The sequence below is a fragment of the Aquabacterium sp. genome, from assembly GCF_044226965.1.
Taxonomy (GTDB): domain Bacteria; phylum Pseudomonadota; class Gammaproteobacteria; order Burkholderiales; family Burkholderiaceae_C; genus Pseudaquabacterium.
The window spans coordinates 47,044-64,345 of sequence record NZ_JBGAGA010000018.1 but is presented as its reverse complement, the minus strand read 5'-3'; the positions used below and the strand labels follow the sequence as shown (position 1 = coordinate 64,345).

At 69.3% G+C, this 17,302-nt stretch carries 16 protein-coding genes and 1 tRNA gene; 11 read left to right on the top strand and 6 right to left on the bottom strand.

Features of this window, described 5'->3' with window-relative positions; translation table 11 throughout:
* Positions 1-20: 20 nt before the first annotated feature.
* The 3 genes from ACILR4_RS10770 to ACILR4_RS10760 all read right to left on the bottom strand — a co-directional run bounded on the left by ACILR4_RS10770 (position 21) and on the right by ACILR4_RS10760 (position 3,373).
* A complete protein-coding gene (locus ACILR4_RS10770; RefSeq protein ID WP_395700847.1) occupies positions 21-1,151 on the bottom strand; it encodes a branched-chain amino acid ABC transporter substrate-binding protein in 1,131 nt (376 codons plus the stop codon).
* 251 nt (positions 1,152-1,402) lie between these two features.
* Positions 1,403-1,846, bottom strand: a complete 444-nt coding sequence (locus tag ACILR4_RS10765) for a DNA polymerase III subunit chi (RefSeq protein ID WP_395700846.1) — start codon at positions 1,844-1,846, stop codon at positions 1,403-1,405.
* Positions 1,847-1,867: 21 nt separating this feature from the next.
* A complete protein-coding gene (locus ACILR4_RS10760; RefSeq protein ID WP_395700845.1) occupies positions 1,868-3,373 on the bottom strand; it encodes a leucyl aminopeptidase in 1,506 nt (501 codons plus the stop codon).
* Between the two features lie 27 nt (positions 3,374-3,400).
* Here ACILR4_RS10760 and lptF point away from each other — a divergent pair, with 27 nt between their 5' ends.
* The 5 genes from lptF to ACILR4_RS10735 are packed head-to-tail and all read left to right on the top strand — an operon-like array spanning position 3,401 to position 8,163.
* A complete protein-coding gene (lptF, locus tag ACILR4_RS10755; RefSeq protein WP_395700844.1) occupies positions 3,401-4,513 on the top strand; it encodes an LPS export ABC transporter permease LptF in 1,113 nt (370 codons plus the stop codon).
* Entirely contained in the window at positions 4,510-5,622 is a 1,113-nt protein-coding gene (lptG, locus tag ACILR4_RS10750) for an LPS export ABC transporter permease LptG (protein ID WP_395700843.1), read from the top strand. Before lptF ends, lptG begins: the two co-directional genes overlap by 4 nt.
* The gene (locus tag ACILR4_RS10745) at positions 5,619-6,023 is read left to right on the top strand and encodes a sirohydrochlorin chelatase (protein ID WP_395700842.1); all 405 of its coding nucleotides are present in this window, start codon (positions 5,619-5,621) and stop codon (positions 6,021-6,023) included. Before lptG ends, ACILR4_RS10745 begins: the two co-directional genes overlap by 4 nt.
* Positions 6,020-6,979, top strand: a complete 960-nt coding sequence (locus ACILR4_RS10740; protein ID WP_395700841.1) for a CysB family HTH-type transcriptional regulator — start codon at positions 6,020-6,022, stop codon at positions 6,977-6,979. Before ACILR4_RS10745 ends, ACILR4_RS10740 begins: the two co-directional genes overlap by 4 nt.
* A gap of 17 nt (positions 6,980-6,996) precedes the next feature.
* Entirely contained in the window at positions 6,997-8,163 is a 1,167-nt protein-coding gene (locus ACILR4_RS10735) for a pyridoxal phosphate-dependent aminotransferase (RefSeq protein ID WP_395700840.1), read from the top strand.
* Here ACILR4_RS10735 and ACILR4_RS10730 read toward each other — a convergent pair.
* On the bottom strand, positions 8,160-10,049 hold the full coding sequence (locus tag ACILR4_RS10730) for a hypothetical protein (RefSeq protein WP_395700839.1): 1,890 nt from the start codon (positions 10,047-10,049) through the stop codon (positions 8,160-8,162). The genes ACILR4_RS10735 and ACILR4_RS10730 overlap by 4 nt on opposite strands.
* 106 nt (positions 10,050-10,155) lie before the next feature.
* Positions 10,156-10,932: a class II aldolase/adducin family protein gene (locus tag ACILR4_RS10725; RefSeq protein ID WP_395700838.1), complete on the bottom strand. Its 777-nt coding sequence runs from the start codon at positions 10,930-10,932 to the stop codon at positions 10,156-10,158.
* 92 nt (positions 10,933-11,024) lie between these two features.
* On the opposite strand from ACILR4_RS10725, the gene ACILR4_RS10720 reads away from it, so the two are divergent.
* The 3 genes from ACILR4_RS10720 to ACILR4_RS10710 all read left to right on the top strand — a co-directional run bounded on the left by ACILR4_RS10720 (position 11,025) and on the right by ACILR4_RS10710 (position 14,182).
* Positions 11,025-11,729 carry a Crp/Fnr family transcriptional regulator gene (locus ACILR4_RS10720; protein WP_395700837.1) on the top strand — a complete coding sequence of 235 codons (705 nt, stop codon included), beginning with the start codon at positions 11,025-11,027 and terminating at the stop codon, positions 11,727-11,729.
* Positions 11,730-11,806: 77 nt separating this feature from the next.
* Entirely contained in the window at positions 11,807-12,883 is a 1,077-nt protein-coding gene (locus ACILR4_RS10715) for a phosphotransferase (RefSeq protein ID WP_395700836.1), read from the top strand.
* 63 nt (positions 12,884-12,946) lie between these two features.
* Entirely contained in the window at positions 12,947-14,182 is a 1,236-nt protein-coding gene (locus tag ACILR4_RS10710; RefSeq protein WP_395700835.1) for an acyl-CoA dehydrogenase family protein, read from the top strand.
* Between the two features lie 36 nt (positions 14,183-14,218).
* Here the strand turns inward: ACILR4_RS10710 and ACILR4_RS10705 are convergent, their stop codons facing one another.
* Complete coding sequence (locus tag ACILR4_RS10705) at positions 14,219-14,968, bottom strand: hypothetical protein (RefSeq protein WP_395700834.1); 750 nt, start codon at positions 14,966-14,968, stop codon at positions 14,219-14,221.
* 41 nt (positions 14,969-15,009) lie between these two features.
* Between ACILR4_RS10705 and ACILR4_RS10700 the strand changes: the two genes are divergently transcribed.
* The 3 genes from ACILR4_RS10700 (at position 15,010) to ACILR4_RS10690 (ending at position 17,140) form a co-directional block, all read left to right on the top strand.
* Entirely contained in the window at positions 15,010-15,702 is a 693-nt protein-coding gene (locus ACILR4_RS10700) for a glutathione binding-like protein (protein ID WP_395700870.1), read from the top strand.
* A 37-nt stretch (positions 15,703-15,739) separates the two neighbouring features.
* Positions 15,740-15,816, top strand: a tRNA-Arg gene (locus ACILR4_RS10695).
* A gap of 136 nt (positions 15,817-15,952) precedes the next feature.
* Positions 15,953-17,140 carry a hypothetical protein gene (locus tag ACILR4_RS10690; protein WP_395700833.1) on the top strand — a complete coding sequence of 396 codons (1,188 nt, stop codon included), beginning with the start codon at positions 15,953-15,955 and terminating at the stop codon, positions 17,138-17,140.
* Positions 17,141-17,302: the final 162 nt, after the last annotated feature.

The following is a 17,302-nucleotide window of genomic DNA, read 5'->3' as shown; positions in this document are numbered from 1 at the left end:
CTGGGACTGAGCCGAAAGGCTTAGTTCAGCGGCGACTTCTTGCCGTCCTTGTAGACGTACAGGGTCATCGCCGGGTTCTTCAGCTCGCCATCGGCCTCGAACGCGACCTTGGCGGTCACGCCCTGGTAGTTGATGGACGCCAGCTTCGGCAGGTACACCTTCGGGTCGGCCGAGTTGGCCGCCTGCATCGCCGCCACCAGCACGTGCACCGCGTCGTACGTGTACGGCGAGTACACCTGGAACTGGTTCGGATAACGCTTGTCGTAGTCGGCCTTCCAGGCCTTGCCGCCAGGCATCTTGTCCAGCGACGCGCCGCCTTCGGCGCACACCACGTTGCCCAGCGTCTTCGCGCCACCGGACAGCTCCGCCAGCTTGGCCGTGCAGATGCCGTCGCCGCCGAAGAACTTCACGTTGGCCATGCCCAGCTGTTCCATCTGGCGCAGCATCGGGCCGGCCTGCGGGTCCATGCCGCCGTAGAAGATGCCGTCCGGCGCCTTGCTCTTGATGGCCGTCAGAATGGCCATGAAGTCGGTCGCCTTGTCGGTCGTGAACTGCTCGTCCACCACCTGGATGCCCTTGGAGGCCGCCGTCTTCTTGAACACCTCCGCCACGCCCTGGCCGTAGGCGGTGCGGTCGTCGATGATCGCCACCTTCTTCAGCTTCAGCGTGTCCGCCGCATACAGCGCCAGGCCCGCGCCCAGCGCGTTGTCATTGGCCAGCATGCGGAACGTGGTCTTGTAGCCCTGCTGCGTGAGCTTGGGGTTCGTCGCCGACGGGGTGATGTGCGGGATGCCGCACTGGTTGTACACCGTCGAGGCGGGAATCGTGGTGCCGGAGTTCAGGTGGCCCACCACGCCGTTGACCTTGGCGTCGCACAGCTTCTGCGCCGCGGCCGTGCCCTGCTTCGGGTCGGCTGCATCGTCTTCGGCCACCAGCTCGAGCTTGACCTTCTTGCCGCCGATCGTCACGCCCTTCTTGTTCAGGTCGTCGATGGCCATGCGCGCGCCGTTCTCGTTGTCCTTGCCGTAGTGCGCCTGTGCGCCGGAGACGGGGCCAACGTGACCGATCTTGACCACCATTTCCTGCGCCATCGTGGCGCCGGCAAACAGCGTGGCCGCTGCAGCGACGATCGCATTGAACTTGACTTGCATGCAAATACCTCCGGATGAGTATGTTGAGACTTGAAAGATGTCCGTAGGGTGTTTCTCAACGGGCGCAACCATACTCCAATTGAGAAGCCGCCCCACATCGGGAATCCTCGGGTCGCGATTGACGCAAGCCCCGTGCCCAAGACACCCGCCGCGCTCGGCTGAGGAGCTCAACGCGCGGCCGCGACCAGGGGCCGACTACGGGATGGCCATCCGCGGGTAAATGCGGAGAAGGCGGCCGCCCAGGGCCGCAGTCAAGCGGCCAGCTGATGCAGCTTGGGCGTGCATCCGGCGGCCTGGTAGCCGCGCCAGCGCTGGCGCCCCTGCTGCGCGTCCTCGGCATCGTCGCCGACGACTTCGATGACCCGCGCGAACTGCTCGTAGCCCGCGGCCAGGCGGGGCCCCAGGTTCACCAGCACCGTGGCCTGCAGCGCCGCGACCCGGGCTCCGTCGGCATCGTCGGCCAGCCAGATCGGCGTGCGGGCCAGGCCCGGGGGCACCTGCTCGCCGGAGCGCAGCCGCGCATGCGGCACGAACTCCTCGTGCTCGAAGGTCCACAGCAGGCTGTCGAGCTTGCCCAAGGTCGGCGCATCGGCGGTCACGACGACGCGCGCGCCCTGCCGCCAGGCCTTGCGCAGCAGGCGGCAGGTGTAGCCCAGCTTGTCGGACAAGCCGGTGTGGAACGCCACCTCAGGCATCGCGGGGGCTGCCCGGGCGCCTTACTTCGCGGTGCCCTTGCCGGCGTGCGCCTTGCCCTCCTGCGAGAGGACGAAGTGCGTCAACAGCCCCACCGGCCGGCCGGTGGCCCCCTTGGCCGCACCGGACTTCCAGGCCGTGCCGGCAATGTCCAGGTGAGCCCAGCGCAGCTTGGCGGTGAAGCGCTTGAGGAACATCGCCGCCGTGACGGCGCCGCCGGCGCGGCCGCCGATGTTGCCCATGTCGGCGAAATTGCTCTTCAGCGCTTCGTCGTAGTCCTCGTCCACCGGCATGCGCCAGCAGGGGTCGAGGGCCGCATCGCCCGCCGCCTGCAACTCGGTGGCCAGGCCATCGTCGGCCGAGAACAGGCCCGAGCGGACGTTGCCCAGCGCGATCACGCAGGCACCGGTCAGCGTGGCGATGTCCACCACCGCGGCGGGCTTGAAGCGCTCGGTGTAGGTCAGCGCGTCGCACAGGATCAGCCGGCCTTCGGCGTCGGTGTTGAGGATCTCGATGGTCTGGCCCGACATGCTGGTGACCACGTCGCCCGGCTTCACCGCGCGACCCCCCGGCATGTTCTCGGTGGCCGCAATGACGCCGATCACGTTGACCTTGGGCTTGAGCTGCGCGATGGCGCGCATCGTGCCGATCACGCTGGCCGCGCCGCCCATGTCGAACTTCATCTCGTCCATCTCGGGGCCGGGCTTCAGCGAGATGCCGCCGGTGTCGAAGGTGATGCCCTTGCCCACCAGGACCACCGGCGCCGCGTTCTTGGCGGCACCCTTCGGCACGCCTTCGTAATGCATCACGATGAAGCGCGGCGGCTCGGCCGAGCCTTGCGCCACGGCGAGGAAGGACCCCATGCCGAGCTTCTCGATGGCCTTCTTGTCCATCACCTCGACGCGCAGGCCTTGCGCGCGCGACATCTTGCGGGCCTCGTCGGCCAGCATCGTCGGGGTGCAGTGGTTGCCGGGCCGGTTGGCGAGCTCGCGTGCCAGCGTGACGCCTTCCACGATCGCCGCGCCGCGCGCCAGGCCTTCGCCCAGCGCTGTGGCTTCGGCCTTGCTGGCGGCCAGCAGCGTCAGCTTCTGCAACGCCGGCGCAGCGGGCGCACTGGGCTTGGTGGTGCGGTAAACGTACAGTGCGTCACCCCAGGCGGTGGCCACCGCCTCGGCATGGGCGGCACTGAGAGGACCGAAGCCGTGCAGCAGCACCGCCAGGTGCTTGGCACCCAGGCCCTTTAGGGTGCCGAGCGCGCCGGCCACCGCGGCCTTCAACGCCTTGGGCGAGCTTTGCAGCACCGCAGCCACCATCACACGGGCGGCCTTCACGCCGGGCACCTGGCGCAGGTAGGCCTGCTTGCCCGCCTTGTGCGCGAAGTCGCCGTGCGCGACGGCTTCGTTCACGGCGGTCGCCAGCGGTTCGTCCAGCCCCGGGGCCAGCGCGTCGCCGGCACACACGATCAGCAAGGCGTCGGCACCGAAGCGGCTTGTGGCCCCCGGCGCGATCACATGGGTACGGAAGTCCATAATTCGTGCAGGTTTGATGAGCCAACGATGTTATTCGATTCAACTGTGCGTCGCGAAGTGGCGCGGAGCTTCGGTGCCACGCTGGTCGTGATCCTGACGATCGTGATCACGATGATGCTGATCCGCACCCTCGGCCAGGCCGCGAACGGCCTGGCCGCGCCGGAAGACGTGGTGCTGCTGCTGGGCTACACCGCACTGCAGCACATCCCGACGATGCTGGCGCTGTCGCTGTTCATCGCGGTGGTGGTCTCGCTCGGCCGCATGTACCGCGACAGCGAGATGGTGATCTGGTTCTCCAGCGGCATCGGCCTGGCGCGCATCGTTGCGCCGGTGCTGCGCATGGCCTGGCCGGTGCTGCTGGTGGTGGGCGTGCTGCTGCTGTTCGTCTGGCCCTGGGCCAACCGCAGCGGCACCGAGCTGCGCCAGCGCTACGAGCAGCGCTCCGACCTCTCGCGTGTCGCGCCCGGGGTGTTCCAGACCTCGCGCGACGGCAACCGCGTGTTCTTCGTCGACCGCGCCAGCCACGAAGGCAGCGACGGCCACAACGTGTTCATCCTCACGCGCAAGGGCGAGGTGGAATCGGTCACCGCGGCGCGCAGCGGCCGGCTCGAGATGCTGGGCGACGACCGCATGCTGGTGCTGGAGTCCGGCCAGCGCAACGAGGTGAACAGCAGCACCCACACGCACACGCTGGCCAGCTTCGACAGCTACCGGGTGCTGGCCGACGACGGCAGCGTTCGCCGCGCCACCGAACGCCCGGCCAAGACGCTGGCCACACTCGAGCTGATGCGCCAGCCCACGCCGCGCAACCAGGGCGAGCTGGCGTGGCGCTTCGGCCTGCTGCTGGCGGCCGGCAACCTGGTGCTGCTGGGCGTGGGCCTGGCCGCCACCAACCCGCGTCGCGCGAGCAACTGGAACCTGCTGTTCGCGCTGATGGCCTTCATCGTCTACTTCAACATGATCAATCTGTCGCAGGCCTGGATCGGGGCCGAGCGGGTGGGCATGGGCCCGATGATGCTGTTGCTGCATGGCGGCGCCTTCTCGATGGCCCTGCTGCTGATCTGGTGGCGCGACTACGGCAAGGCCATGATGGCCGGCGCGCGCGGCCACCGGGCAGCGGCTGGCGGGAGCGCCGCATGAGGACGGTGCGGCGGCTGCTGTACCGTGACATCGTCTGGTCGGTGGCGTTCGTCGCCATCGCGTTCCTGTCGCTGTTCTTCTTCATCGACGTGGTCGACGAACTGGACGGCGTGGGTCGCGATGGCCAGACCCTGGGCCGGCTGATGCTGCGCACCGTGCTCGAAGTGCCGGGCCACTTCTACGAGCTGTTCCCGATCGCGGTACTGATCGGCACCATCTACGCCATGGCCCGCCTGGCCCAGTCCTCCGAGTTCACGATCCTGCGCACCGGCGGTCTCGGACCGGGCCGCGCGCTGATGCTGCTGGCGGCCCTGGGCGGGGTGTTCGCCGCGCTCACGTTCGTGGTGGGCGACTACGTCGCGCCCTGGACCGAGCGCGAGTCGGTGCTGCTGAAGGCGGGCGGCACCGGCTTCGCGGTGCAGCGCGGCGGCGCCTGGCTGAAAGAGCGGCGCGGCGAAGGCGAAGGCGTTCGCAATGTCTCGGTCAACGTCTCGGCCATCACCGGCAATGGGGAACTGCAGGGCATCCGCATCTTCGAGTTCGACGCCGACGGCCGGCTGCTGCGGCAACTGGCGGCCGGCGCCGCCCGCGTGGGCCAGGACGGGATATGGCATCTGCGCGCCGTTCAGCAGATCGACTGGCCGACGCCGGAGGCCGCCAAGCAGGGGACGCCGATGGTCAGCCGCAGCGTGGCCGCGCTGGACTGGCGCAGCACGCTCAACGTGCGCGTGGTGGCTGCCGCGCTGCTGCCGGTGCAGACCATGTCGACGATCGAGCTGTGGCGCTACAGCGCCCACCTGACCGACCAGGACCAGGCCGCGCAGCGCCACGAGATCCAGTTCTGGAAGAAGGCGCTGTACCCCGCGGCCTGCCTGGTGATGATGGCGCTGGCCCTGCCCTTCGCCTACCTGCATGCGCGCGCGGGCGGCGTCAGCTTCAAGGTCTTCGGCGGCATCATGCTCGGCATCAGCTTCGTGTTGCTGAACAACGTGGCGGGCCACGTCGGCCTGCTCAAGCAATGGACGCCCTGGCTGGTGGCGGCGGCGCCCAGCCTGCTCTATCTGCTGATGTCGATGGCCGCTTTCGCGTGGCTGGTGAGGTACCGATGAACCACGATGACACCCTGTCCGGCCTGCTGCTGTTCGCCCATGGCGCGCGCGATCCGCAATGGGCGCGCCCCTTCGAAGCCGTGGCCGCGCAATGCCGCGCGCGTGCACCGGGCAGGCCGGTGCAGCTGGCCTTCCTCGAGTTCATGTCGCCCGGCCTGGTGGCCGCCGGCGCACAGCTGGCGGCCGCGGGATGCCGCCGCGTCGATGTGCTGCCGCTGTTCCTGGGCGCCGGCGGCCATGTGCGCAAGGACATCCCGGCGCTGATGGCGCAGTTGATGGCCGAGCATCCGCAGGTGCAGTGGACCCTGCACCCCGCGGTGGGCGAAGCCGCCGCGGTGATCGACGCCATGGCCCAGGTGGCGCTGGCTGCCGCACAGCTGCCGGAGGTGGCCGTGCGATGAACCTGCACCAGTTCCGCTTCGTGCAGGAGGCGGTGCGCCGCAACCTGAACCTGACCGAGACGGCCAAGGCCCTGCACACCTCGCAGCCAGGCATCAGCAAGGCCATCCTGGAGCTGGAGGAGGAACTGGGCGTCGACATCTTCGCGCGGCACGGCAAGCGCATCCGCCGCGTCACCGAGCCGGGACAGCTGGTGCTGAAGTCGGTCGAGATCATCATGCGCGAGATCGCGAACCTCAAGCGCATCGGCGAGGAGTTCTCGAAGCAGGATGCCGGCACGCTGTCGATCGCCACCACGCATTCGCAGGCGCGCTATTTTCTGCCCGAGCCGGTGGCGCAGCTGCGTCGGCGCTTTCCGAAGGTGCAGGTCGAACTGCACCAGGGCATGCCGGCCGACGTGGCGCGCATGCTGCTGGACGACGTGGCCGAGATCGGCATCGCCACCGAGTCCCTGACCGATGTCGAGGGCCTCGTCAGCCTGCCGTGCTACCAATGGCAGCATGTGGTGGTGGTGCCCGCGCGCCACCCGCTGGCGCAGGTGGAGCGGCCCACGATCGAACAACTCGCCGCCGAGCCGCTGGTGACCTACCACCCCACCTTCAGCGGACGCTCGCACATCGACGCGGCCTTTCAGCGGGCGCGCCTGAAGCCGAACGTCGCGCTCGAGGCCATCGACGCCGACGTGATCAAGACCTATGTGCGCCTGGGCATGGGCGTGGGCATCGTCGCCGAACTGGCGGTGCGCGACGACCCGCCCGGCGGCGACCTGGTGTGGCGCCCGGCCGGCCACCTCTTCGGCCCCAACACCACCCGTGTCGCCTTCAAGCGCGGCGCCTACCTGCGCCTGTTCGTCTACGCCTTTTCCGAGTTATTGTCCGATCGCCTGACGCGCCCGCTGATCGACCGCGTGATGGGCGGCGGCAGCGACAAGCCCGACGACAAGCACTACGACCTGTGAACCCGCCTGACACCTGCATGAACACCGCCACGCCCCGAACACCCGTCCTGCACAGCCGCCTGCCCCGCGTCGGCACCACCATCTTCACCGTGATGTCGGCGCTGGCCGCCGAGCATGGCGCGGTCAACCTGGGCCAGGGCTTCCCGGACTTCGACAACGACACCCGTCTCTCGGACGCCGTGACGCAGGCCATGCGCGAGGGCCTGAACCAGTACCCGCCGATGGCCGGCATCGCCCCGTTGCGCGACGCGGTGGCCGCCAAGATCGAGGCGCTGTACGGCCACGCCTACGAGCCCGCCGACGAGATCACCATCACCGCCGGCGCCACCCAGGCCATCCTCACCGCGGTGCTCGCGCTGGTCGGCCCGGGTGACGAGGCCATCGTGCTCGACCCCTGCTACGACAGCTACGTGCCGAACATCGAGCTGGCAGGCGGCATCGTCAAGCGCGTGCCCTTGCAGGCCGGCAGCTTCCGGCCCGATTTCGCGGCCATCGCCGCCTCCATCACGCCCCGCACCAAGGCGCTCATCGTCAACACGCCGCACAACCCCAGCGCCACCATCTGGCGCCGCGCCGACATGCTGGCGCTGGCCGAGCTGCTGCGCCCGACCGAGGTGGTGCTGATCAGCGACGAGGTCTACGAGCACATGGTCTACGACGGCGAGTCGCATGCCAGTGCCGCCACCGTGCCCGAGCTGGCCGCCCGCAGCTTCGTGATCTCCAGCTTCGGCAAGACCTACCACGTCACCGGCTGGAAGGTGGGTTACGTCGCCGCGCCGAAGCCGCTGATGACCGAGTTCCGAAAGGTGCACCAGTTCAACGTGTTCACGGTCAACACGCCGATGCAGCACGGCCTGGCGCGCTACATGGCCGACCCCGCGCCGTACCGCGAGCTACCGGCGTTCTACCAGCGCAAGCGCGACTTGTTCCGCGAAGGGCTGGCCGGCACGCGCTTCCGGTTGCTGCCCAGCGAGGGCAGCTATTTCCAGTGCGTGGACTACACGGCCATCAGCAGCCTCGACGAGGAGGCCTTCTGCCGCTGGCTGACCACGGAGGTCGGCGTCGCGGCGATTCCGCTGTCGGCCTTCTACGGGGACGGCCGGAACCAGGGGCTGGTGCGCTTCTGCTTCGCCAAGCGCGACGAAACCCTGCACACCGCCCTGCACCGCCTGCGGAGGCTCTAGCCGCGCCGCGTCGGCTCGACCGGCGCGAGACCCAGATCCAGGTCGACCGCATGGAACTGGGTCGGCCCGTCGAGCCGCACTTCGGGTGTCAGCACCATCGTCGCTTCACCGACTTCCAGCGACTGCGGCAGCGGCGCGGTCGGCTCGAAGCCGGTGGCCTCCAGCGGCAGCAGCAGGTCGACATCGGCGCCCGGCTGGTCGAAGTGGTCGTGCAGGTCGCGCGCCACCGAGTACAGCAGCAGCAGTTCTCGGTAGGCCGGCAGCTCGAACAGCTCGCCACCTTCGGTGCGGAACAGCAGCGTCTGCAACTCGGTCATGGCATCGATCGGCGAAGGCCAGGCGCGCCGCAGGCGCATCAACACCTGCGGGTACTCGCCCAGCACGCGGCCCTGCTGCATGTCGGTGTCCCACTCCGGCGCGTAGGCATTGAAGCGCTGGTTGAAGCGCGAGCGCGTGCGGTCGTAGGCCTCGCGCTCACCGCGCCGCCGATAGATCTCCAGCAGCTTCAGGTAGGGCAGCGGGCTGGTGCCGCCGGAGTCGCGCAGGTGGCCCACCAGCAGATCGATCGCCGCCTCGTCCTGGCCCAGCACCACGAAGAACTCGGCCTGCTGCTCCAGGTCGATCAGCTCGTCGGCCGACACCGCGCGCGGTGGCGGGCTGGTGGCCGGCCAGCCGGGTTCGACGGTCACCGGGTTCAGCGCGGTCTCGGCCGGCTGGCTGTGCGCGGCCTCCCACCCGGCGGACGTCCTGTCGGCAACGCCTTCCAGGTCCAGCGCCAGGTCCGGCGGCGCGGGGACGGCCCGCAAGCGCTGCGCGGCAGCTTCGGCGGCGTCTTCGCTCGGCAGCACCAGGCCGCTCACTTTGCGCGTTGGATCCTGCGGGTCGGGCCGCACATCGGCCAGCACCTCGGCAGCGTCGGCCCACCAGCGTGACTGGGCCTCGCGCTGCAGCCGGCGCAGCCGCCAGGCCAGCCAGCCCGCCAGCGCCAGGCTGATCGCCAGGGCCGCGCCCATCCACGGCAGCCAGCGGCCCGCGGCGTCATTGCGCCCGGCCTGGGTTCGCAGCTGCTGCAGCTGTTCGCGCTGCTGCTGGCCGTCGGCCTGCAGCCGGGCCACCTGCGCTTCGAGCGCCTGCACGCGCGCGGCGGCAGAAGCCGCATCGGCCGCCGCCGCGCTGGCCGCCTGCGCAGCCTGGGCGGCACTGGCCTGCTGCTCGGCCAGCGCCGCAGCCATGGCGTTCTGCATCACCGCGGGATCCGGGGCTTCCAGCGCCAGGCGCGGCCCCGCGGTCGCCACGCGCGCCGCCGCAGGCGCGGTGGCCGGCTTGGGGGGCGCCGCCTTGGCAGACGGGGCGGTGCTGCGCCGAGGCGCCCTGGGCACGCGCTGCCGACCTGGCGGCGTGGCACTGGCCCCCGACGGCGCCGCCCCGGCCACCGGTGCCGGGGCGCGCGCCGCAGGCACAACGGCAGCGGCCGGAGCCACCGCCGGTGCCGCCACGCCACCCACCGGCGGATCGGCAAACGCCGTGAAGCGCCGGCTCACACGGGTGGTGCAACCGACAGTCACCTGCACGCTGACCACCGGCTCGTCGACCGCCACCAGCGAGATCACGCGGATCACGCGCTCGCTGTCCACCGCACCGGGCTCGACCGCCCAGCGCAGGTTGAACGCAGGCACCCGTCGTTCACCGAACTGCACCTGTGCGTTCACGCAATCCAGCTCGGCCGCCTCATCGCCGTCGAGCCGCACCGGCAGCGAGATGTCCAGCCCGGTCCCCAGCACCACGTTGGCCGGGGGACTGCCAAAGCCCACCGCATGGGCCGGCGCCACTGCGAACATCCAGCTCGAGCCGGCGATCAACAGCAGCAGTCGGGCAATCAAGGGCATGCGGCAATTTGGCGCGTGGGCGCCCGGGCCAGGGGGTCTGGAACCACTCTAGCACGAAGGGTTACAAATGCCGCCCGGGCCGCGCCCGTGGCCAGGCAGCGCCGACTCAGCTGTCGTAGCCCGGCATCTGGCGATCCAGGCGCCGCAGCAGGCCCGGCCAGGCCAGCGCACCCCCGCCCTGCCCGCGCGTGACCTGGCGCGACTGCGCGCCTGCCGTCGAGATGATCTCCGGGTGCACCGGAATCAGCTCGCCGCCGCCCGATTGCGCGCGGACCTGGATCGTGCACACCGCCTCGAACAGGTACATCGACAGGAAGGCGTCGGCGATCGTCTGGCCCACCGTCAGCAGGCCATGGTTGCGCAGCATCAGGAAGGTCTTGTCGCCCAGGTCCTGCTGCAGCCGCGGCTTCTCGTCGTCGCGCAGCGCCACGCCCTCGTAGTCGTGGTAGGCCAGGCTCGACAGCACGAAGATCGACTGCTGCGAGATCGGCAGCACGCCGCCTTTCTGGGCCGACACCGCCACGCCGTTGAGCGTGTGCGTGTGCAGCACGCATTGGACGTCATGCCGCGCGGCATGCACCGCGCTGTGGATCGTGAAGCCCGCCGGGTTCACGTGGTACGGCGAGTCCTCGAGCTTGTTGCCCTGCTGGTCGACCTTGATCAGGCTCGACGCGGTCATCTCCTCGAACATCAGGCCATAGGGGTTGATCAGGAACTCGCCTTCGGTGCCCGGCACGCGCGCGCTGATGTGGGTGAAGACGAGGTCGTCCCACTTGAACAGCGCCACCAGCCGATAGGCTGCGGCCAGGTCCACGCGGGTCTGCCATTCAGCCGCGCTGACACGTTGCTGGCACGAGGGAAAGTCGAGTCCGGGTCGGCTCATGAAGGTCTCCTGATGAGAGGCACGCAAGGGCGAAAACGCTCGTGGACAATAGGCTTCGGATGGTGGCGCCGCTGTCGCGCCTGGGACAAGCCATGAATACCCCGGTTCTTACAATCGAAGAGCGTCACAACATCGAATCGGCCTCGTGGTTTTCCAAACTCTCCCAACCCTTGCGCCAGGCGATCCTGTCGCGCGCAACGGTGCGGCGCATGCCCGACGGCGCGGCGATGGCCTCGCGCGGGACACCGGCCGAGGAATGGTGCGGCGTAGCCAAGGGCGCGGTGCGCGTCTCGCTGGTGTCGCTGTCGGGCAAGCAGGTGACGCTGACCTATGTCGAGCCCGGCACCTGGTTCGGCGACATCGCGCTGTTCGACGGCTTGCCGCGCACGCACGATGCCGATGCGCATGGCGACACCACCTTGCTGTGCGTTCGCAAGGCCGACTTCAAGGAACTGCTGGCGCAGCATCCCGAGCTGTACGAGGCGCTGCTGCGGCTGAACTGCCGCCGCCTGCGGCTGATGTTCAACCAGTTCGAAGACCTCAACACACGGCCGCTGTCGGCGCGCCTGGCCAAGCAGATCATCCTGCTGGCCAAGAGCTACGGCATCGAGCAGGGCGAGGAAATCCGCATCGGGCTGCAACTGGCGCAGGAAGACCTGGCGCAGCTGCTCGGCGCCTCGCGCCAGCGCGTCAACCAGGAGCTGAAGGGCTTCGAGCGCGAGGGCGCGGTGCGCGTGGAGCCGACGCGGCTGGTGGTGCTCTCGCGCGAAAAGCTGCTGGCCATCTCCGAACGCTAGCGTCCCGGTCCGCCACCTCGCGCCGACCGGCTGGTTCACGAGCAACAGCCCGGCTTCACGGGCGGGGAGTCTGATCGATGGAACACTTCGTCGGCACGCAGCCGGTGTCGCAGCAGCACGCCTTCGACGTCGCGGCCCTGGCGCGGTGGCTAACGGCCAACATGCCCGGCTTCGAAGGGCCGCTGACGGTGGAGCAGTTCAAGGGCGGCCAGTCCAATCCCACCTACAAGCTGATCACGCCGGCGCGTGCCTATGTGATGCGCAGCAAGCCGGGGCCGGCCTCGAAGCTGCTGCCCTCGGCGCACGCCATCGACCGCGAGTTCCGCGTGATGAGCGCGCTGGCCCTCACCGGTGTGCCGGTGGCGCGCATGCACGTGCTGTGCGAGGACGAGGCCGTCATTGGCCGCGCCTTTTACGTGATGGAGTTCATGGCCGGCCGCGTGCTCTGGGAGCAGGCGCTGCCGGGCATGGCCAACGATCAGCGCGCCGCCATCTACGACGAGATGAACCGCGTGATCGCCACGCTGCACAGCGTGGACGTCAAGGCGGTGGGCCTGGCCGACTACGGCAAGCCCGGCAACTACTTCGTGCGCCAGATCGGCCGCTGGAGCAAGCAGTACCAGGCCTCGGTCACCGAGTCCATTCCCGAAATGGACCAGCTGATCGACTGGCTGCCCGCCCGCCTGCCCGCCAGCGCGCTGGACGAGAGCCAGGTGTCCATCGTGCATGGCGACTACCGGCTCGACAACCTGGTGTTCCATGCCGAGCAGCCGCGCATCATCGCGGTGCTGGACTGGGAGCTGTCGACGCTGGGCCACCCGCTGGCTGACTTCAGCTACCACTGCATGGCCTGGCACATCCCGCCGGGCACCTTCCGCGGCATCGGCGGGCTCGACCTGGCCGCCCTCGGCATCCCGACCGAACGCGAGTACATCACGCGTTATTGCGAGCGCACCGGCCGCGGCTCGCCCGACGAGCTGCTGGCCGACTGGAACTTCTACCTCGCCTACAACCTGTTCCGGCTGGCCGCCATCACCCAGGGCATCGCCAAGCGCGTGGTGGACGGCACCGCGTCCAGCGCGCAGGCCAAGGCCACCGGCTCGCGCACCCGCGCACTGGCCGAAATGGCCTGGCAGTTCGCGCAGCAGGCCTGATCGCGCAGCCAGCCTGAACCGCCCGGATTCGACTCCGACACCTTCTTCCGAAAGGTCCGCCCCATGGATTTCGCCTACTCCCCCAAGACCCAGCAGCTGCGTGAGCGCATCAGCGCGTTCATGGACCAGCACATCTTCCCGAACGAGCGCGCCTTCGCCGAAGAGCTGGCCGCCAACACCGCCGCCGGCAAGCGCTGGACGCCGCTGCAGCTGATTGAAGGCCTGAAGGCCAAGGCCAAGGCCGAAGGCCTGTGGAACCTGTTCCTGCCCGAGAGCGAATACGGCGCCGGCCTGTCGAACCAGGAGTACGCGCCGCTGGCCGAACTGATGGGCCGGGTGCTGTGGTCCAGCGAGGTGTTCAACTGCTCGGCGCCCGACACCGGCAACATGGAAGTGCTGGTGCGCTACGGCTCGGCCGAGCACAAGAAGCGCTGGCTCGAGCCGCTGCTGGCCGGCGAGATCCGCTCCGGCTTCGCGATGACCGAACCGGCGGTGGCCTCGTCGGATGCCACCAACATCGAGGCCCGCATCGAGCGCCAGGGCGACGAGTACGTCATCAACGGCCGCAAGTGGTGGACCTCCGGCGGCGGCGACCCGCGCTGCAAGATCCTGATCTTCATGGGCAAGACCGATCCGTCGGCGCCGCGGCATTCGCAGCAGTCGATGATCCTGGTGCCGATGGACACCCCGGGGGTCAAGCTGGTGCGCCACCTGCCGGTGTTCGGCTATGACGATGCACCGCACGGCCACATGGAAGTCGACTTCGTGAACGTGCGCGTGCCGGCCAGCAACATGCTGCTGGGCGAAGGCCGTGGCTTCGAGATCGCCCAGGGTCGGCTCGGCCCGGGCCGCATCCACCACTGCATGCGCGTGATCGGCATTGCCGAGCGTGCGCTCGAGATGATGTGCAAGCGCGCCACCCAGCGCGTGGCCTTCGGCAAGACCATCGCACAGCACACGGTGACGCAGGAGCGCATTGCCGAAGCCCGCTGCATGATCGACCAGGCCCGCCTGCTGACGCTGAAGGCCGCGTGGATGATGGACGTGGCCGGCAACAAGGCCGCCAAGGCCGAGATCGCGATGATCAAGGTGGTGGCGCCGACGATGGCGCTGAAGGTCATCGACTGGGCCATGCAGGTGCATGGCGGCGCCGGCGTCAGCGAGGACTTCCCGCTCGCGTTCTACTACGCCCAGGTGCGCACGCTGCGTTTCGCCGACGGCCCGGACGAAGTGCACCGCAATGCCATCGCGAAGATGGAACTGGGCAAATACGCCCCGGCGAAGTCAGCAGGTCAGTAGTGCCTGAAGTGAGCGGCCAGCCTCAGGCCGGCCGACTCACTCGTCGTCGACCGGCCGCGAGGGCGGCCACACCGAGGGCTGCAGCGTGCCGGTGGCCCCGCCCGCGGTGGCATCGGTCCAGTCGCGGGCCAGCTTGCGCGCGACCGGCAGGATCTGCGAGAACACCGCGAACCAGCGCGTCAGCTGTTCGGCGTCGGGCTCGGCCATCGCGGTGCGCAGCGTAAGCCGGCCGCGGTTGATCACCAGCACCACGGGCACGTTCGGTGCCGTGTGAGCCACGGTTGTCGCCAGCGCAGACTCGAGCGCGTTGCTCAGCCACAGCTGCAGCCAGGGCTTGATGCTGGCGATGGCGGCATAGCGCTCGCGCAGGCGGCCGAGCTCGGTGCCGGTAAGCTTGGGGAACATCACGAGCCATCGCATCTCGGGCGGTGTCTCGGTGTCCATGCGGGTCTGCACGTCCTCGACGTACTGGTCGAAGACGATCTTCTCCATCGTCTCCATCAGTTCCTGGTTGAGCAGCAGCACCAGCAGTTCGCGCGGCGTGCCGACCTCGGCACTGAAGCGGATTTCGCGCGCATCGATGTAACTGCGCTGCGCATCGCCCCACTCGATGCGCCAGCCGCCGCTGTCGCCGGATGCGGCATCGCCCACGGGTTCGATCAGTCCGCCCTCGGCGTCACGAATGCGCTTGAACTGGAAGCCACGCGATCCGGCCCACTGCTGCAGCACCGACGTGTCGGCGGACTTGGGGCCTTTGTTCAACAGCCGCCGCAGCGATTCGAGCATGGTTTAGAGTCGGCCCGAAGACCAAGACCGAGGGGATGCAGATGATTGAAGTGTATTCCTGGGCCACACCCAACGGACACAAGGTTCACATCATGTTGGAGGAATGTGGCCTGCCGTATCGGGTTCATGCCGTTGACATTGGTGCCGGCGAGCAATTCGAGCCCGAGTTCCTGAAGATCAGCCCCAACAACAAGATCCCGGCCATCATCGACCCCGATGGTCCCGAGGGCAGGCCGATCAGCCTGTTCGAGTCCGGCGCGATCCTGCTGTACCTGGCCGGCAAGACCGGCAAGCTGCTGCCCGCCAGCGTCAGCGCCAAGTACGAGGTGCTGGAGTGGCTGATGTTCCAGATGGGCGGCGTCGGCCCGATGCTGGGCCAGGCCCACCACTTCCGCATCTACGCGCCCGAGAAGATCCCCTACGCGATCGAGCGCTACACGAACGAGGCCAAGCGCCTGTACGCGGTGATGAACCGGCGCCTGGCGAACTCGAAGTACCTGGGCGGCGGCGAGTACTCGATCGCCGACATTGCCGTGTTCCCCTGGCTGCGCTCGTGGAAGAACCAAGGCATCGACTGGAACGACTACCCGCACCTGAAGGGCTGGTTCGACGAGATCGCCGCCCGGCCCGCGGTGCAACGCGGCGTGGCGGTGCTGGCCGACCGCCGCAAGCCCTTGATCGACGACAAGGCGCGCAGCGTGCTGTTCGGCGAGCAGCAGTACCGCAAGCGCTGAGGGCGACCCGGGCGCGGCCTCCTAGAATCACGGCGCGCTGCCCGTAGCTCAACTGGATAGAGCAGCTGCCTTCTAAGCAGCAGGTCGGGGGTTCGAGTCCCTCCGGGCAGGCCAGCGCGCGCACCGACCGAGCCAACAATTGCAACCCGCCACCGCGCCCGGCTGAAGCCCCGCGGCAACCGCGCCGCGCGACGATCGCGGCATGTGCCTCCCCCTTCCCTTCCCCCTTCGCCGTTGGCGCGCGGCGGCCATGGCCCTGGCCGCCTTGTGTGGCTGGAGCGTGCCCGCCGCCGCGCAGGACTTCGCGGCACGCGCCGGCAGCCTGGGCGTCGAGCAGGTGACCCGGCGCAGCAGCCTGCAGTTCTCGGCCAACCAGGGCCTCCACCGCGTTGCCTACCTGCAGTTCCGCGTGCACCATGCGGGCCGCCTGGTGGCCGTGCCCGACGGGCGTGGCAGCGGCCGCACGGAGTTCCGCGACGCCTGGGTGCTGCCCGGCGCACGCTGGCCTGCAGTGCTGGTGCACAACGACCGCTGGGCGCTCATCACCGAACGCGACGGCCGACTGCAGATCGAGACCCTGCCGTCCGCCGACGTGCCCGCGCTGCAGTGGCTGGATGGCCCGGCACCGCCGCTGCAGGTGGGGCATGTGCGGACCGAACCGACGTCTGCGGAGGCGATGGCGCTGCGCGGCGGTCGCTGGCTGCAGCTCGATGGGCAGCTGCTGCTGGACCTGGAGACGCTGCGCAGCCACCGGCTCGACCCGCAGGTGCCGGCCGGCTACGCGGCCGTGCCCGACGGCGGGCTGGGCGTGTCGCCCGACGGCCGCGCCGTGGCACTGCTCTATCGCGGCGAATGGAACACGCCGCGGGATGCCCTGATCATGGTCGTCGGCACCGAAGCAGGCGCACCACAGCAACTGCTGCCGCTGGATCTGACCCCCTACACGCGCCTGGGCCAGGTGGTCGCGGAGCCGGGCTTGCTGGCGCGCCACTTCCGCTGGGTCCCGCAGCCCGGTGCGGCGCTGCCGCTGCTGCAGCCGCAACCGCTGGCGCCGGCGAAGGCCTGGCAGGCGCGTTACCTGTTCGGCCTGCGCGCGCCGCGCGGCGCCGCGGGCGTGTCGCTCTCGCGCTTCGAGCTGACGCCGGTGCGCGCCTCGATGCTCGAGGCTGCTCGCGTGCTGATGCGGGAAGCCTGCGACTGCGAGTTCACACCGGCGCCAGAGTCCGGTGCCTGGCAGCTGCGGATCCCGACCATCACCGCGACGATGCGATTCGACGCGGCGCGACAGGCCTTGTTGATCGAGGCCAGCAATGACGAGAACGCCGCGTGGGCCCAATCGATCACGCGCGAGCTGGGCGAAAAGATCGAGGCCCGGCTGAATGCGGGTGGACTGCGCGAGCACCTGGTGGCCCCACCCGGTCCGGCAACGCCGCGCTGACGTGCGCGGTGGCGCTGGACGAAGAAGATCGCCGCGCGGCATCACGCGCGCGCGGCGATGAAAGACCGGCCGCAAAGGGAGGGAGGGAGGAACGGCGACCGGACTTCAGCAGTCTGGGTCGGCCACGTGAACGGTGTGTTTCCGCCCGCCTGATGGACGGCC

Coding starts and splice junctions, on each gene's coding strand:
- ACILR4_RS10700 (WP_395700870.1), top strand. CDS start 15,010: ATGATTGAAGTGTATTCCTGGGCCACACCCAACGGACACAAGGTTCAC.
- lptG (WP_395700843.1), top strand. CDS start 4,510: ATGAGGACGGTGCGGCGGCTGCTGTACCGTGACATCGTCTGGTCGGTG.
- ACILR4_RS10770 (WP_395700847.1), bottom strand. CDS start 1,151: ATGCAAGTCAAGTTCAATGCGATCGTCGCTGCAGCGGCCACGCTGTTT.
- ACILR4_RS10745 (WP_395700842.1), top strand. CDS start 5,619: ATGAACCACGATGACACCCTGTCCGGCCTGCTGCTGTTCGCCCATGGC.
- ACILR4_RS10730 (WP_395700839.1), bottom strand. CDS start 10,049: ATGCCCTTGATTGCCCGACTGCTGCTGTTGATCGCCGGCTCGAGCTGG.
- ACILR4_RS10715 (WP_395700836.1), top strand. CDS start 11,807: ATGGAACACTTCGTCGGCACGCAGCCGGTGTCGCAGCAGCACGCCTTC.
- ACILR4_RS10705 (WP_395700834.1), bottom strand. CDS start 14,968: ATGCTCGAATCGCTGCGGCGGCTGTTGAACAAAGGCCCCAAGTCCGCC.
- ACILR4_RS10760 (WP_395700845.1), bottom strand. CDS start 3,373: ATGGACTTCCGTACCCATGTGATCGCGCCGGGGGCCACAAGCCGCTTC.
- ACILR4_RS10725 (WP_395700838.1), bottom strand. CDS start 10,932: ATGAGCCGACCCGGACTCGACTTTCCCTCGTGCCAGCAACGTGTCAGC.
- ACILR4_RS10735 (WP_395700840.1), top strand. CDS start 6,997: ATGAACACCGCCACGCCCCGAACACCCGTCCTGCACAGCCGCCTGCCC.
- ACILR4_RS10720 (WP_395700837.1), top strand. CDS start 11,025: ATGAATACCCCGGTTCTTACAATCGAAGAGCGTCACAACATCGAATCG.
- ACILR4_RS10740 (WP_395700841.1), top strand. CDS start 6,020: ATGAACCTGCACCAGTTCCGCTTCGTGCAGGAGGCGGTGCGCCGCAAC.
- lptF (WP_395700844.1), top strand. CDS start 3,401: ATGTTATTCGATTCAACTGTGCGTCGCGAAGTGGCGCGGAGCTTCGGT.
- ACILR4_RS10765 (WP_395700846.1), bottom strand. CDS start 1,846: ATGCCTGAGGTGGCGTTCCACACCGGCTTGTCCGACAAGCTGGGCTAC.
- ACILR4_RS10710 (WP_395700835.1), top strand. CDS start 12,947: ATGGATTTCGCCTACTCCCCCAAGACCCAGCAGCTGCGTGAGCGCATC.
- ACILR4_RS10690 (WP_395700833.1), top strand. CDS start 15,953: ATGGCCCTGGCCGCCTTGTGTGGCTGGAGCGTGCCCGCCGCCGCGCAG.